A 14,551-nucleotide genomic window follows, 5' to 3' on the forward strand; every position below is an offset into this window, starting at 1 on the left:
CACAACTCCCCGGAGAACGCCCATTTCTTTCCGATAAGGCGTCAATTGCGACGGGGTGAGCGATCACCCTTTCGTGTGCTTTTCACCAAAGACCTCAAGGGAGTTGGAGACAGCGCCGACAAAGGATCCGTGAGTACCCTTGCGCAGACCATGATGACCGCCGCCCGCTCCGCAGACTCCGGCCTGACCGGCCCGGGCGAACTCAACCGTTACCCCTATGCCGAGGCCCCTGGTGCCGGCCGCGTGGGTCCCCCCGCGTGGGAGGGCGCGGACCCCGAGCTGGGCCGCGTGGGCCGGCGCGCCGGCGGCAGCCGCGGGCGCGGGCTGCACGGTCAACTCGTCCAGCAGCTCGGCCAGATGATCGTCTCCGGTGACCTCGGCGCTGACCGCCCGCTCGTTCCCGAGGAGATCGGACAGCGGTTCGAGGTCTCCCGTACCGTCGTGCGGGAATCGCTCCGTGTCCTGGAGGCGAAGGGGCTGGTGAGCGCCCGCCCCAACGTCGGTACGCGGGTACGCCCCGTCAGTGACTGGAACCTCCTCGACCCGGACATCATCGAATGGCGTGCCTTCGGGCCGCAGCGTGACGATCAGCGGCGTGAGCTGAGCGAGCTGCGCTGGACGATCGAGCCGCTCGCCGCGCGGCTCGCGGCAGGGCACGGTCGTGAGGATGTCCAGCAGCGGCTCGGCGACATGGTCGAGATCATGGGCCACGCCATGGCTCAGGGTGATTCCCTCACGTTCTCGCGTGCCGACGCGGAGTTCCACTCGCTGCTCATCCAGCTCGCGGCCAACCGGATGCTGGAGCACCTCTCCGGGATCGTGTCGGCCGCGCTCCAGGTCTCCGGAAACCCCGTCACCGGCTGCGACCGGCCGAACGAGGCCTCTCTGGGACACCACGCCCGGATCGTCGACGCGCTCGCCGCGGCCGATGGGTCCGCCGCCGAGGCTGCCATGCGCCAACTGCTCACGGTGCATCCCGAGGTGGAGCGCGTGGTGCCCGCGCCGCGCGAGCACTGACCGCGTACCGAAGGCGACGCGGTCGGGGGCGTGTGCCCTCTCGTGGCATTGCCTGGCCGACGAACCATCTACCGCGGGACCCCGTCGGATCCTCCTTGGACCTGGCGGGGTCCGGCAGTGTGATGGGGCGGTGGGCCCATCGGCTGACCTTCTCTGACCGTATCTGGCCGCTTTTGCGCGCTTACGGGGTGTGACTCGGGCCACGCAGATTGGGCGTAACGCTCTTCGAGGCAGCGCGATGACCTAAGAGGTGGCAGCCGAGGAGGGAATACAGACGTCGTTCGCGGCGCTGTCCATCTTCCCGGCCCCCGCCCGCGCCGTCGGCCCATCCCCAAGTCGGCGGTCGTCGGCTCCCGTCCGTACCGGACGGGGCCGGAAGCCGTTTTCCAACGTTCCGAGAGGTTGTTCGTGTCGGCCAGCACATCCCGTACGCTCCCGCCGGAGATCGCCGAGTCCGTCTCTGTCATGGCGCTCATCGAGCGGGGAAAGGCTGAGGGGCAGATCGCCGGCGATGACGTGCGTCGAGCCTTCGAAGCTGACCAGATTCCGGCCACTCAGTGGAAGAACGTACTGCGCAGCCTCAACCAGATCCTCGAGGAAGAGGGTGTGACGCTGATGGTCAGTGCCGCGGAGCCAAAGCGCCCCCGAAAGAGCGTCGCAGCGAAGAGTCCTGCCAAGCGGACCGCCACCAAGACGGTCGCGGCGAAGACGGTGACCACCAAGAAGGCCACCGCCACCGCTGCCTCGGCAGTGCCCGCCGCCGACGAGTCGGCCGAGGACGCGACCGCGCAGAAAGCTGTTGCCAAGAAGACGGTCGCCAAGAAGGCCGTCGCGAAGAAGACGGTCGCCAAGAAGGCTGTCGCCAAGAAGACCACCGCCAAGAAGGACGACGCGGAGCTGGTCGACGACGAGGCGGCCGAGGAGACCCCGGGTGCCAAGCCCGGCGAAGAGGAAGAGGAGGGAGCCGAGAACAAGGGCTTCGTCCTCTCCGACGACGACGAGGACGACGCGCCGGCCCAGCAGGTCGCCGTTGCCGGTGCCACCGCCGACCCCGTCAAGGACTACCTCAAGCAGATCGGCAAGGTCCCCCTCCTCAACGCCGAGCAGGAGGTCGAGCTCGCCAAGCGCATCGAGGCCGGTCTGTTCGCCGAGGACAAGCTGGCCAACGCCGACAAGCTCGCGCCGAAGCTCAAGCGCGAGCTGGAGATCATCGCCGAGGACGGCCGCCGCGCCAAGAACCACCTCCTGGAGGCCAACCTCCGTCTGGTGGTCTCCCTGGCCAAGCGCTACACCGGCCGCGGCATGCTCTTCCTGGACCTCATCCAGGAGGGCAACCTCGGTCTGATCCGCGCGGTGGAGAAGTTCGACTACACCAAGGGCTACAAGTTCTCCACGTACGCCACCTGGTGGATCCGTCAGGCGATCACCCGCGCCATGGCCGACCAGGCCCGCACCATCCGTATCCCGGTGCACATGGTCGAGGTCATCAACAAGCTCGCCCGCGTGCAGCGTCAGATGCTCCAGGACCTGGGCCGTGAGCCCACCCCGGAGGAGCTGGCCAAGGAACTCGACATGACCCCTGAGAAGGTCATCGAGGTCCAGAAGTACGGTCGCGAGCCCATCTCGCTGCACACGCCGCTCGGCGAGGACGGCGACAGCGAGTTCGGTGACCTCATCGAGGACTCCGAGGCCGTCGTCCCGGCCGACGCGGTCAGCTTCACGCTCCTCCAGGAGCAGCTGCACTCCGTTCTCGACACCCTGTCCGAGCGCGAGGCGGGCGTCGTCTCGATGCGCTTCGGTCTCACCGACGGTCAGCCGAAGACCCTCGACGAGATCGGCAAGGTGTACGGCGTGACGCGCGAGCGGATCCGCCAGATCGAGTCCAAGACGATGTCGAAGCTGCGTCATCCGTCGCGTTCGCAGGTGCTGCGCGACTACCTCGACTAGGTCTCGAAGTTCGTCACGAAAGGGCCCGGCTCCCCGTGGGAGCCGGGCCCTTTCGCATGCGCGCGGAGTGCGAGCCTCCGCGCACTGGATCACTCTGGGTTTTCGATGACCATCCCAGAGTGAGGAGCGCGCATGCGCCGTCCCTTTGCCTCGGCACTGGCCCTCGCGGCCGCCGCGATGGCGATACCACTGGCATCACCCGTCCCGGCGGCAGCCGACAGCATCATCATCGGCGGCTTTCCGGTCGAGATCTCCGAGGCTCCCTGGACAGTGGCGCTGTCCAGTCGTGACCGGTTCGGGGGTACGCGCGCGGGCCAGTTCTGCGGTGGCGTCGTGATCGGCCCGTCCACGGTCCTGACCGCGGCCCACTGCCTGGGCGTGGACGTGCTGGGCGCGCCGCCGCGGCAGGTTCGCGACCTGAAGGTCATCGCCGGCCGGGGAGACCTGCTCTCGACCGGCGGCAAGGAGATCCCGGTGAGCGGTATGTGGGTCAATCCCGGCTACGACAGCGATACGAACGCCGGGGACTTCGGCGTGCTCACCCTCGAGTCCCCGCTTCCGGAGAGCTCGGCCATCGGTATGGCCTCCTCCGGAGACACCGCGTACGAGCCCGGTACGGCCGCCACGGTCTACGGCTGGGGCGATACGACGGGGGGCGGCGACTACGCGCACAGTCTGCGGGCCGCGCGTGTGAGTGTGCTCCCCGATACCGCCTGTGAGGGGGCCTACCCCGGCAGTGCGGTCGGCACCTACCGGGCGGCGTCCATGCTGTGCGCCGGGGAGCTCACGGGCGGGCGGGACGCCTGCCAGGGGGACAGCGGCGGACCCCTGGTCGCCCAGGGGCGGCTCATCGGCCTGGTGTCGTGGGGGAACGGCTGTGGCCGCGCCGGGAGCCCCGGCGTCTACACGCGGGTCTCCGATGCCCTCCGGACGCTCGAGGCGCCCCGGTGAGCCTCTGCGGGGGCTCTTCGGGTGCGCTGAGTCGGCGGACCGGCGCTGGTCGGGTGCCCGCTGGGCCGCTGAGCCGCTGGACGGGTGGCCGGGCCGGTCGCGGTGAGCCACCGTACGAGTGCTGAGCGAGCGCGCTGAGCGTTACCTGTCAAGCGGTACGAATGCGGGCGGCCACTCCCTGTGTCCAGGAAGTGGCCGCCCGCACACCGGCCTATGCCGGCACCCGCTCGTCGTTGATGCGAAGTGTCAGCGTTCTTCGTCGTTGACGCTTTCCGGAACGGACGTCAGTCGCTCCGTCTCGTCCTGTATCTCAGCGGCGATCTTCTTGAGTTCCGGCTCGAACTTGCGACCGTGGTGGGCGCAGAAGAGCAGTTCTCCGCCGCTCAGGAGGACGACGCGCAGATATGCCTGGGCGCCGCAACGGTCGCAGCGGTCAGCGGCCGTCAGCGGGCTCGCGGGGGTCAGAACAGTAGTCACGTCGCCTCTTCTCTAGCTCGACGAGCTGTCGTACCAGGGTCAACATCCAACCAGGCCGAAAACGTTCCCGCTCGGGGCCCTTCCTCGAAAATTTCTCTCCAGGGCGGCTGTCTGCTGCCAGGTGGCGGCGAATGGGCCGTATTGCGTGTCTTCGTGTCTTACGGGTTCGCGCTGTCTGTCAGGGTCGGTCCTCCCGGCTGGCTTGCCGGTTGTTCTTGAGGACGTGCCCGGAGCCTAAATGGTTCATGCCCCGAAGGGAACGTGATATGTACTTCACTCCATCGAGGGATCGAACACCCATGCGACCCTGGACTAGGGTGTTTTCATGCGAGGGTGGCGTTACAACGGCTCTACCAGGCCTCGGTACCCTCTGAGCGGCGACCGAAGCCGGGCCCTACCCAATTTGGCCCCATCCGAAATTCAGCGAGGAGCGAACCGCGTGACCGCCGAGACGTCCGTGCCGTCCACAGCGTTGCTGACCGGAGCAGACCGGGACGGTTCCAACTACACCGCGCGGCACCTGCTCGTCCTCGAGGGGCTCGAAGCCGTACGCAAGCGCCCCGGCATGTACATCGGGTCGACCGACAGCCGCGGTCTGATGCACTGCCTCTGGGAGATCATCGACAACTCGGTGGACGAGGCCCTGGGGGGCTACTGCGACCACATCGAGGTGATCCTGCACGACGACGCCTCGGTGGAGGTGCGGGACAACGGCCGTGGCATCCCGGTGGACGTGGAGCCCAAGACCGGCCTTTCCGGTGTCGAGGTCGTGATGACCAAGCTGCATGCCGGCGGAAAGTTCGGAGGCGGCTCGTACGCGGCCTCCGGCGGCCTGCACGGCGTCGGCGCCTCCGTGGTGAACGCGCTCTCCGCCCGCCTGGACATCGAGGTGGACCGCAGCGGTCACACCCACGCGGTGAGTTTCCGGCGCGGCACCCCGGGAGAGTTCAAGGCCGCCGGCCCCGACGGCGCTTTCGAGGCGGCCGGCGGGCTGCGCAAGCTCAAGCGCATCCCCAAGACGCGCACCGGCACGCGCGTGCGTTACTGGGCCGACCGCCAGATCTTCCTCAAGGACGCCAAGCTCTCCCTGGACAACCTGCACCAGCGCGCCCGGCAGACCGCCTTCCTGGTACCGGGGCTGACCATCGTCGTCCGCGACGAGTACGGGCTCGGCGAGGGCGGCAGCAAGGGCGAGGAGTCCTTCCGCTTCGACGGCGGCATCAGCGAGTTCTGTGAGTACCTGGCCGGCGACAAGCCTGTCTGTGACATCCTTCGGTTCTCCGGACAGGGCAGCTTCAAGGAGACCGTCCCGGTCCTCGACGACCACGGGCAGATGACGCCGACCGAGGTCACCCGAGAGCTGGGTGTCGATGTCGCGATGCGCTGGGGCACCGGGTACGACACCACCCTGCGGTCGTTCGTCAACATCATCGCCACGCCCAAGGGCGGCACTCACGTCGCAGGCTTCGAACAGGCCGTCGTCAAGACGATGAACGAGGTACTGCGGGCCAAGAAGCTGCTGCGCGTCGCGGAGGACGACATCGTCAAGGACGACGCGCTGGAGGGCCTGACTGTCGTCGTCACCGTGCGCCTCGCCGAGCCGCAGTTCGAAGGTCAGACCAAGGAGATCCTCGGCACGTCGGCGGCCCGCCGCATCGTGACGAACGTGGTGTCCAAGGAGCTCAAGGAGTTCCTGACCTCCACGAAGCGGGACGCTGCCGCGCAGGCCCGGGTCGTCATGGAGAAGGCCGTCGCGGCCGCCCGTACCCGGATCGCGGCCCGGCAGCACAAGGACGCGCAGCGCCGGAAGACGGCCCTGGAGTCCTCCTCGCTGCCCGCCAAGCTCGCCGACTGCCGCAGCGACGACGTCGGGCGCAGCGAGCTGTTCATCGTCGAGGGCGACTCCGCGCTCGGTACCGCCAAACTCGCCCGGAACTCCGAGTTCCAGGCGCTGCTGCCGATCCGCGGCAAGATCCTCAACGTTCAGAAGTCGTCCGTGACGGACATGCTGAAGAACGTCGAGTGCGGGGCGATCATCCAGGTCATAGGAGCCGGGTCCGGCCGGACCTTCGACATCGACGCGGCGCGTTACGGGAAGATCATTCTTCTCGTCGACGCCGATGTCGACGGTGCGCACATCCGCTGTCTGCTGCTGACGCTGTTCCAGCGCTACATGCGGCCGATGGTCGAGGCCGGGCGGGTGTTCGCGGCGGTGCCGCCGCTGCACCGGATCGAGCTCAGCCAGCCCAAGAAGGGGCAGGACAAGTACATCTACACGTACTCGGACCGTGAGCTGCGGGAGACGCTGCTCGAGCTCCAGCGCAAGAACGTGCGATACAAGGACTCGATCCAGCGGTACAAGGGTCTGGGTGAGATGGACGCCGACCAGCTGGCCGAGACCACGATGGATCCGCGCCATCGGACCCTGCGGCGGATCAACATCTCCGACCTGGAGTCGTCCGAGCAGGTGTTTGATCTGCTGATGGGGAATGACGTGGCTCCGCGTAAGGAGTTCATTTCCAACTCGGCGGCTACGTTGGATCGGTCTCGTATCGACGCGTAGGTGCGGCTGCCGGTCCGCGGTGCGTGGTGCCGGTGCGCGGTTCGGGGGCGCGCCGGTACGTCCCGCCCGTGGTCGCCGGATCCGACGTCGGGCAAGGGTGCGGGGGGTCCTCAGGCGGTCCGTTACGCCTATGGGAAGGGTCTCGTACGGCCACCGGCGGGCTGAGTCACCTGATGGAGTGAAGAGCGCGGAGAGAAGAGTCCGGGATCTTCCCGATCTGCACATCCTTGGGCACGCGGCCGAAACGGGCAGCGGACAAGGAGAGTTCGGTGGAGAAGCACGACGGTCGTGATACCGGGAAGGTCCGGTTCGACGACCCCTGGTACGACGCGCTTGCCTCCGGCTGGGGTGAGTTGGACGGCACGGGTGCGCCCGCTCCTGCCGTGCCGCCCGCGCACACGGAGCAGGAGCGTCGGACGGGCGGGGCGGCTGACGTCTATCTGGAGGTGCAGCGCAGCGCGGCCTTCCAGGAGGTGCGCAGCCGGTACCGGAGGTTCGTGGTACCCGGCTTCGTCGTCTTCTTCACCTGGTACGTGGGTTATGTGGTGACGGCGACGACGGCGCCCGGCTTCATGGCCCGGCCCGTCGCGGGTGCGGTGAATGTGGCGATGGTCGCGGGACTCGGACAGTTCCTCACCACCTTCCTGTTCACCTGGGCGTACGCGAGGCATGCGCGGCTGCGCAGGGACCGGCCCGCTCTCGATCTGCGCTGGGACACCCAGGAGCTGACCCGGAGCGCCAGAGGTGGTGGGCGATGAGCGGCAATCACCAGACACTGGCGCTGCTGCTGTTCAGCGCGTTCGTCGCGGTGACGCTGGCGATCACGACGTGGGTGAGCCGCAACCGGCATGGTTCGGCTGAGGAGTTCTATGCCGGCGGGCGGTTGTTCTCGCCTATGGAGAATGGTTTTGCCATCTCCGGCGACTACATGTCGGCGGCATCCTTCCTCGGCGTCACGGGTCTGATCGCGCTCTTCGGCTACGACGGGCTCCTGTACGTGGTGGGCTTTCTGGTGGCCTGGCTCGTGGTCCTTTTCCTGGTCGCCGAACTGGTGCGCAACTGCGGGCGATTCACGCTCGCCGACGTCGTCGCGTCCCGGATGAGTGAGCGGCCGGTGCGGATCGCGGCGGGAACTTCATCGGTGACCGTGTCCGTTCTGTACTTGGTGGCGCAGATGGTGGGAGCGGGCAGCCTGGTCGCGCTGCTGCTCGGGGGCACGAGCGAGGCGGCGCGGAACTGGACGGTGATCGGCGTCGGCGCGCTCATGGTGATCTATGTGTCGATGGGAGGGATGCGGGCCACCACGTGGATCCAGATCGTCAAGGCGGTTCTGTTGATGGGCGGGGCCATTGCCCTGACCGTGCTCGTCCTCGTTCGTTTCCACGGGGACTTCAACCAGCTGCTGCGTTCGGCGGCGGACCGAAGCGGCCACGGTGACGCGTTCCTCGCTCCTGGGCTGAGGTACGGCGGAGACTGGACGGCACGGTTCGACTTCATCAGCCTGGGACTCGCGCTGGTGTTGGGCACGGCCGGGCTGCCGCACATTCTGTCGCGGTTCTACACCGTGCCGACGGCGCGGGCCGCGCGGCGTTCGGTGGTGTGGGCGATCGGCCTCATCGGAAGCTTCTACCTGATGACGTTCGTGCTGGGCTTCGGCGCGGCCGCGATCGTCGGTCCGGAAGCGGTGCGCGGGTCGAACGCGGCGGGGAACACGGCGGTTCCGCTGCTGGCGCTCGATCTGGGCGGCGGCGCGAACTCGACAGGAGGAACGGTTCTGTTCGCGATCGTCGCCGCCATCGCGTTCGCCACGATCCTCGCGGTCGTCGCCGGAATCACCCTCGCGTCCTCGGCGTCCGTGGCACACGACCTGTACGCGTCAATGCGACGAAGGCGTGCCAAGCCGCGCAGTGAGGTCGCCGTGGCGCGCACCGCGGCGGTCGGTATCGGCGTGGTCGCGATCGCGCTCGGACTGCTCGCCCGCGATCTCAATGTGGCCTTCCTGGTGGGCCTCGCCTTTGCGGTGGCTGCCTCCGCGAACCTGCCGGTGCTGCTGTACTCGCTGTTCTGGCGGGGCTTCACGACACGCGGCGCCGTGTGGGCCGTGTACGGGGGTCTGGTGCCCGCCCTGGTGCTCGTCCTGCTGTCCCCCGTGGTGTCGGGCAGTCCCGAATCGCTGTTCCCCAGTGCCGACTTCCAGTACTTCCCCCTGCAGAATCCGGGCCTCGTGTCCATCCCCCTCGGCTTCCTCGCGGGCTGGCTGGGCACGGTCACCTCGGCGGAACCGCCGGACGAGGCCAAGCACGCGGAGACCGAGGTGCGGTCGTTGACGGGCGCCGGGGCTGTCTGAGGGGAGGTGCCGAGCAGTCCGGTCAGGTGTGTCCTCAGGTCCGGGTCGCCCACACGTAGCGATGCTCCGGGCGGCCCGCGTCGCCGTACTTCAGGGTGAGCCTGGCCCGCCCTGTGCGTTCCAGGAGCTTCAGATAGCGCTGGGCGGTCTGCCGGCTCAGCCCGGTCGCCTCCGCGACCTCCTGGGCCGACAGAGGGCCCTCGGACTTCACCAGGGCGCGGCGTACGAGCTCCGCGGTCGTGGGAGAGTGGCCCTTTGGCAGGTCCGTCTCCGTACTCGCCGACAAGGCGCCGAAGATCCGGTCCACCTCCGCCTGTTCGGCCTCCCCGCCGCCGTCGAGGGTGCGGCGCAGATCCGCGTACGCCTCCAGCTTCGCGCGCAGGCCGGCGAAGGCAAACGGCTTGACCAGGTACTGGAGCGCGCCCTGCCGCATTGCCGCCTGGACCGTCGAGATGTCACGGGCTGCGGTCACCATGATGACGTCGGTCTGGTGGCCGCGTCGGCGCATCTCCTGGACGACTGCCAGGCCCGTGTCGTCGGGCAGATAGTGGTCCATGAGGACCAGGTCCAGGTGGGGGAGCGCCTCCATCCGGCTCAGCGCCTCGGCCGCGCTGTGGGCCTCGCCCGCCACATGGAAGCCCGGAACCTTCGCCACGTACGCGGCGTTGACCCGCGCGACCCGGATGTCGTCGTCCACGACCAGGACCTCGATCATCGCGATCCTTCCTTGGCATCCATGGCATCCATAGCATCCGTGGCATCCATGGCGGTGGTGGTGACGGCGGCGGATCCCGGAGGCCGGTGCGGCTCGGGCACGAGCCGGGGGCCTGTCGCCGGCCCGGGGCCCGCCTCCGGAATGCGGCCCGAGTCCGCGGTGCGGCCGACGGCCGGTGCGCGGCCGGTGTCAGGCGCCTGACTTGCGTGGGGCGCGCGGGCTGCTTCAGGTGTCCGACCTGTATTGGTTGCCTGACCTGCATCAGATTCCTGACCAGCATCAGGTGTCTGACCTGTGTCCGGTGCCGCACCCGACTGCGGCTCGAACTCGGGTTCCCTGAGTGCCTCCGGCAGTACGACGGTGAACTCGGCGCCCCCGCCGTCGGCCCCGGCCACCTGCGCGCTGCCCCCCTGTCGTTCGGCGAGCCGACGCACCAGGGGGAGACCGATTCCGCGCTTGCCGTGTGCGGGGGGCTTCTTGGTGGACCACCCCTCCGTGAAGATCAGGCCCCACCGATCCTCGGGGATTCCGGGCCCGGTGTCCCGTACTCGCAGTACGGCGGTACGTTCCTCGGCGCGCAATTCGACCTCCACGCGCGCGTGGGGCGTGCCCGCGACGGCGTCGAGCGCGTTGTCGACCAGGTTGCCGACGACGGTGACCAGTCCCCCCGGGTCCACCAGCCGATCCGGCAGGAGGGTCCCGTCCGAGATCCACAGGGTCACACCGCGCTCGGCCGCGACGGAGGACTTGCCGACCAACAGTGCGGCGAGCAGCGGATCATGGACCTTCTCGGTGACCTGCTCGGCGGTGATCCGGTGGTCCCCGACCACCTCGCCGACGAACTCCTTGGCGTCGTCGTACATCTCCAGTTCGAGCAGCCCAAGGAGGGTGTGCATCCGGTTGGCGTGCTCGTGGTCCTGGGCGCGCAGGGCGTCGATCAGGCCGTGTGTGGAGTCCAGTTCGCGGCCGAGCCGCTCCACCTCGGTGCGGTCGCGCAACGTGGCCACGGCACCGCCGTCGTCCGTGGGCATGCGGTTGGCTACCAGGACGCGCTCGCCGCGGACGGTGAGCAGGTCGGTGCCGGTGACGCGGCCGGCCAGTACGTCGGTCGTACGGCCGGGCCCGAGCGCGTCGTCCAGCGGCCTGCCGATGGCCTCCCCGTCGAGTCCCAGCAGCCGCTGTGCCTCGTCGTTGAGGAGGCGTACGCGGCCACCGCGATCCAGCGCGACGACGCCTTCCCGTATGCCGTGCAGCATCGCTTCCCGCTCCTCGAGCAACGCTGAGATGTCGGAGAAGGCCAGGTCACGGGTCTGTCGCTGGACTCGGCGGGAGATCAGATACGCGGCCAGCGCACCGACGGCCAGAGCTCCGCCCGCGTACGCCAGCAGTCCGGGGATCGCGTGGATCAGCCGGGCCCGGACGCTGTCGTACTCGATCCCGACCGAGATCGCGCCGACGATGTCGCCGTCGCCGTCGCGCAGTGGCACCTTGCCGCGGGCGGAGCGGCCGAGTGTGCCGTCGTCGATCTCCATGACGTCCTTGCCGGCCAGGGCCTGGCTGGGGTCGGTCGAGACGACCTTGCCGATCTGTGTGGTGTCGGTGTGCGACCAGCGCACACCGTCCGTGTTCATCACCACGACGTACTCGGCCCCACTGGCCTTCCGTATCCGCTCCGCCTCGGCCTGCACGGGCCCGTCCACGGACGGCCGTGTCGTCTGGAGGTCCTCGGCGATCTGCGGTTGGACGGCCGTGGTCTGCGCGATGGCGAGCGCGCGACGCATCGCCTGGTCGTCCAGCTGCGCGCTGAGGGGGGCGAGGAACAGCCCCGTAGCGAGCACGGCGACCCCGGCGGCGATCGCCACCTGCATCAGCAGCACCTGCGAGAACACCCGCCGCGGCAGACCGAGGCGCAGTCGTCGTACGGGGGGAGTGGGGCTCATGGCTATGACGGTACGGCGGTGAGTGGGCTCTGCCGAGTGGGGTGTGGCGTGGATCTCCTGGTCGCTGTCGCGCGCGGGAGAGGTGGCGGGCGCGGCACGGTACGCGGCCGCCGGCCGTGGAGCTGATCAGCAGGGCAGGGCAAGCGCCGCCGGGATCAGCTCCCGTACCGCCACCACGTCCATCCGGGCCGGTGATCCCAGCGCCGAGCCGCAGCTCTCGGGGCGGGGCGGGAGGGAGGCGCCCTGCGCGACCACGACGCGCCACACACGGCCGTCGGTGTGGGCGACGGTCACCTCCCAGCGCGGAGCCTCGCCGTCCGTGCGGACGACGCTCAGGGTGTCCGCGGCGTACTCGCGGGCAGCCGTACGTACGGCCAGCTCGGCCGCCTGTCCGGGCCTCTCCCAGGCGGAGTTCCCGCGGCAGCCCTCGGTGACCACACGCCCTTCCTGGACGCCGTGGAGGATCTCCTTGACGGCGTGAGCCTCGGCCCGCCCGTACGCGTATCCGTACGGCAGGACGAGCAGGGTGGGGGAGAAGCGGTGACCGCCGAGGTGGGTGACCTCCCAGGCGCCGTCCACACCGGAGGCGGCGAGCTCGGCCGCGAGGGGTCGGCCGAGCAGGGCGCAGCAGCGGTCGCGCTTGCCGTTGGTGCAGACGAGGGCGAGTGGGTCCCCGGTGTGGGGCCGGCCCTCGAGAGCGGTGGCGAAGGTGTGAGGGTCGCCCATGCCGAGTGCGGTGAAGTCGAGGTTGAGCAACTGCTCAGGGTCGGACGTCGTGGCGTCGTGCAGCCATACGTTCCCCGGAGCTGTGTGGGCCGCGTACACCTGGCGCTCGGCGGGTGGACCGAAGTCGGCGTGCCGTCCGGGGCGCCGGATGAGTGCGATCCGTACGCCGGTGCCCGCCGCCGCAGTTTCGAGGGCGCGGCCGAGCACGGGGTCCAGGTGGCTCGAAGTGAGCGCCTTGGCACCCCAGGGACCGGGCTGTTCGAGCAACAGCCATGTCCTCGCGGTGGCCGCGGTCCCCGCCAGGGGCTCGTCGAGGTGGAGGGACGCGGTCGTGCACGTACTCACAGAGGTGAGCCTAACCTGACTTCGCGCGGGGCGACTTCCGGCCCCCGGGATGGGGGCGCACTTGGGGCGCGTTCAGCGCGCGCCAGCGTGCGGGGCGCTCACACGGGGAGCGCCTGTGGCGGCGGCGCGCCCACGTACCGGCCACTCGCATACGCAAGAGGTCCAGCACCGATCGGTGCTGGACCTCGGGAAGCTGATGTCGAGCGGCGCCGTGAAGGGTTGAACGGCGGGGCTGCTCGGGCCCTCTGGCGTCAGGGGGTACTGCGCCGGGCCGCTGGGGCAAGTGCGACGCAAGCCGGGGAACAAAGCCGTTTTCCGGAGATGGGACGGGGTGGCCGCTGAATCTCGACGGACTGGGGGCCTGCCCGGTAGCGGCCCTGCGGCCACTTCACTGGTCAGGGATGTCCGACTTCGCGCGGATAAGGGTTTCGCGGCTGATGACGACAATGCGTTCATAGTCTGCGCGCGCGGCGTCGTGGGGGAGCTGGCTGTCGAGAGTCGCTGTCGCCTCTGTGCCGATGACGGCGAAATTCCCGTCGCTGAGCTCAAAGATGTCCGGGCATGTCTCGCCTGACAGACTGCCGCGTTCGCGTGGAGATGCGCCGATGCGGCGCATGATCTTCAAGGGGATCCCGGTCCTCAAGTTTAGACAGTGAAAACGGGGACACAGTAGCCGACACTTTACCCATCTAAACCTCCACCCCTCACTAGGCCAACTGACCCAATCCGAGCGGCTGTTCACCCCTCAAACGTCAGATCTGCTCCGCCGGGGGCTCGCCTACGACCCACCACTCCTCGGTGTCGGATTCATCCAGATCATGGACAAGGTTATCCACCATTCGGCCTACCCGCGCTTCGTCCGACGACTCGTCGAGGCTGCGCCGATGGTGACGGGTGGCCTCCCAGTAGTCGCGGAAAACTCTGCTCTGGCAGAGCACCCGGACGTGGCCGTGCATCTCCTGCCAGTTGACGTTGCCCGTGAGGTAGGTCTGCAGGACGTTCGTGTACAGCGCGTTGGCGAAGAGGTATTGGCGACGCAGGCTGGTGTGTGTCTCGACGGGCTCGGCGCTGAGATCGACGGTGCTCATCACAGCCGCCAGCTCAGGGTCGTCCATGGCCTTGCTCAGTAGCTGGAAGTGCAGGCGCTGCTGTTCGACTCGCAGCCTCAGTTCGTTGTCGTTGCGTTGCTGCGCTGTGAGGAGCGCGAGAGCTCCTACCGCAAAGGCGAGCCCCGCCGCCGCGGCGGACCCCAACCCGCGTATCCCAGAACTCATTGTGACCATGTCAACCCCCGAATCAGGCGACCGCTCCGCCGGTCGTCGGTTACGGGGCGACAGGGAGGACCGGCGAGCGGTGGGCGGCGCGCTTGCCGTCTCCCAGTTTTGCCGAGCGGCTCTGATCGGCAGGGAGGCGGAGAGGAGGCGCACGGAGGGAAGTGCGGGTCGCGTTTCTCGGCGCCTTGCCCAACGTGTGCCCCGCGAGCGCCGCTAACAATCGTTCACTTCGCGGCGATTCCTCCCACT

12 protein-coding genes are annotated in these 14,551 nt (G+C 68.7%); 6 read left to right on the forward strand and 6 right to left on the reverse strand.

Annotation, left to right across the window (positions count from 1 at the left end; translation table 11 throughout):
• The first annotated feature begins 129 nt into the window (after nucleotides 1–129).
• From ACFYPC_RS32775 to ACFYPC_RS32785, 3 genes are all read left to right on the forward strand, one after another.
• Nucleotides 130–1,017: a FadR/GntR family transcriptional regulator gene (locus ACFYPC_RS32775; RefSeq protein WP_391890209.1), complete on the forward strand. Its 888-nt coding sequence runs from the start codon at nucleotides 130–132 to the stop codon at nucleotides 1,015–1,017.
• Between the two features lie 408 nt (nucleotides 1,018–1,425).
• Nucleotides 1,426–2,964 carry an RNA polymerase sigma factor gene (locus ACFYPC_RS32780; protein ID WP_391890212.1) on the forward strand — a complete coding sequence of 513 codons (1,539 nt, stop codon included), beginning with the start codon at nucleotides 1,426–1,428 and terminating at the stop codon, nucleotides 2,962–2,964.
• Nucleotides 2,965–3,096: 132 nt separating this feature from the next.
• On the forward strand, nucleotides 3,097–3,915 hold the full coding sequence (locus tag ACFYPC_RS32785) for a S1 family serine peptidase (protein WP_391890215.1): 819 nt from the start codon (nucleotides 3,097–3,099) through the stop codon (nucleotides 3,913–3,915).
• A gap of 246 nt (nucleotides 3,916–4,161) precedes the next feature.
• On the opposite strand, the gene ACFYPC_RS32790 is transcribed toward ACFYPC_RS32785, so the two are convergent.
• Nucleotides 4,162–4,392 carry a hypothetical protein gene (locus ACFYPC_RS32790; RefSeq protein WP_121406526.1) on the reverse strand — a complete coding sequence of 77 codons (231 nt, stop codon included), beginning with the start codon at nucleotides 4,390–4,392 and terminating at the stop codon, nucleotides 4,162–4,164.
• A gap of 439 nt (nucleotides 4,393–4,831) precedes the next feature.
• On the opposite strand from ACFYPC_RS32790, the gene ACFYPC_RS32795 reads away from it, so the two are divergent.
• The 3 genes from ACFYPC_RS32795 to ACFYPC_RS32805 all read left to right on the forward strand — a co-directional run bounded on the left by ACFYPC_RS32795 (nucleotide 4,832) and on the right by ACFYPC_RS32805 (nucleotide 9,302).
• Nucleotides 4,832–6,955: a type IIA DNA topoisomerase subunit B gene (locus tag ACFYPC_RS32795; RefSeq protein WP_391890218.1), complete on the forward strand. Its 2,124-nt coding sequence runs from the start codon at nucleotides 4,832–4,834 to the stop codon at nucleotides 6,953–6,955.
• A 269-nt stretch (nucleotides 6,956–7,224) separates the two neighbouring features.
• On the forward strand, nucleotides 7,225–7,713 hold the full coding sequence (locus tag ACFYPC_RS32800) for a DUF485 domain-containing protein (RefSeq protein ID WP_391890220.1): 489 nt from the start codon (nucleotides 7,225–7,227) through the stop codon (nucleotides 7,711–7,713).
• Nucleotides 7,710–9,302, forward strand: a complete 1,593-nt coding sequence (locus ACFYPC_RS32805; RefSeq protein WP_391890222.1) for a cation acetate symporter — start codon at nucleotides 7,710–7,712, stop codon at nucleotides 9,300–9,302. The genes ACFYPC_RS32800 and ACFYPC_RS32805 overlap by 4 nt, the downstream gene beginning before the upstream one ends.
• Before the next feature lie 34 nt (nucleotides 9,303–9,336).
• On the opposite strand, the gene ACFYPC_RS32810 is transcribed toward ACFYPC_RS32805, so the two are convergent.
• The 5 genes from ACFYPC_RS32810 to ACFYPC_RS32830 all read right to left on the reverse strand — a co-directional run bounded on the left by ACFYPC_RS32810 (nucleotide 9,337) and on the right by ACFYPC_RS32830 (nucleotide 14,302).
• A complete protein-coding gene (locus tag ACFYPC_RS32810; RefSeq protein WP_391890225.1) occupies nucleotides 9,337–10,017 on the reverse strand; it encodes a response regulator in 681 nt (226 codons plus the stop codon).
• Complete coding sequence (locus ACFYPC_RS32815) at nucleotides 10,014–11,957, reverse strand: ATP-binding protein (RefSeq protein WP_391890228.1); 1,944 nt, start codon at nucleotides 11,955–11,957, stop codon at nucleotides 10,014–10,016. Before ACFYPC_RS32815 ends, ACFYPC_RS32810 begins: the two co-directional genes overlap by 4 nt.
• 126 nt (nucleotides 11,958–12,083) lie before the next feature.
• Nucleotides 12,084–13,028, reverse strand: coding sequence for a sucrase ferredoxin (locus ACFYPC_RS32820; RefSeq protein ID WP_391890230.1), 945 nt, complete (start codon nucleotides 13,026–13,028; stop codon nucleotides 12,084–12,086).
• A 388-nt stretch (nucleotides 13,029–13,416) separates the two neighbouring features.
• The gene (locus ACFYPC_RS32825) at nucleotides 13,417–13,653 is read right to left on the reverse strand and encodes a hypothetical protein (protein ID WP_391890232.1); all 237 of its coding nucleotides are present in this window, start codon (nucleotides 13,651–13,653) and stop codon (nucleotides 13,417–13,419) included.
• A gap of 127 nt (nucleotides 13,654–13,780) precedes the next feature.
• On the reverse strand, nucleotides 13,781–14,302 hold the full coding sequence (locus tag ACFYPC_RS32830; protein WP_391890234.1) for a DUF6082 family protein: 522 nt from the start codon (nucleotides 14,300–14,302) through the stop codon (nucleotides 13,781–13,783).
• Nucleotides 14,303–14,551: the final 249 nt, after the last annotated feature.

Source organism: Streptomyces sp. NPDC005808 (assembly GCF_042871385.1).
Classification (GTDB): domain Bacteria; phylum Actinomycetota; class Actinomycetes; order Streptomycetales; family Streptomycetaceae; genus Streptomyces.

Excerpts from the sequence above, each read along its gene's own strand:
- ACFYPC_RS32810 (WP_391890225.1), bottom strand. The coding sequence starts at position 10,017 with ATGATCGAGGTCCTGGTCGTGGACGACGACATCCGGGTCGCGCGGGTC.
- ACFYPC_RS32785 (WP_391890215.1), top strand. The coding sequence starts at position 3,097 with ATGCGCCGTCCCTTTGCCTCGGCACTGGCCCTCGCGGCCGCCGCGATG.
- ACFYPC_RS32815 (WP_391890228.1), bottom strand. The coding sequence starts at position 11,957 with ATGAGCCCCACTCCCCCCGTACGACGACTGCGCCTCGGTCTGCCGCGG.
- ACFYPC_RS32830 (WP_391890234.1), bottom strand. The coding sequence starts at position 14,302 with ATGAGTTCTGGGATACGCGGGTTGGGGTCCGCCGCGGCGGCGGGGCTC.
- ACFYPC_RS32805 (WP_391890222.1), top strand. The coding sequence starts at position 7,710 with ATGAGCGGCAATCACCAGACACTGGCGCTGCTGCTGTTCAGCGCGTTC.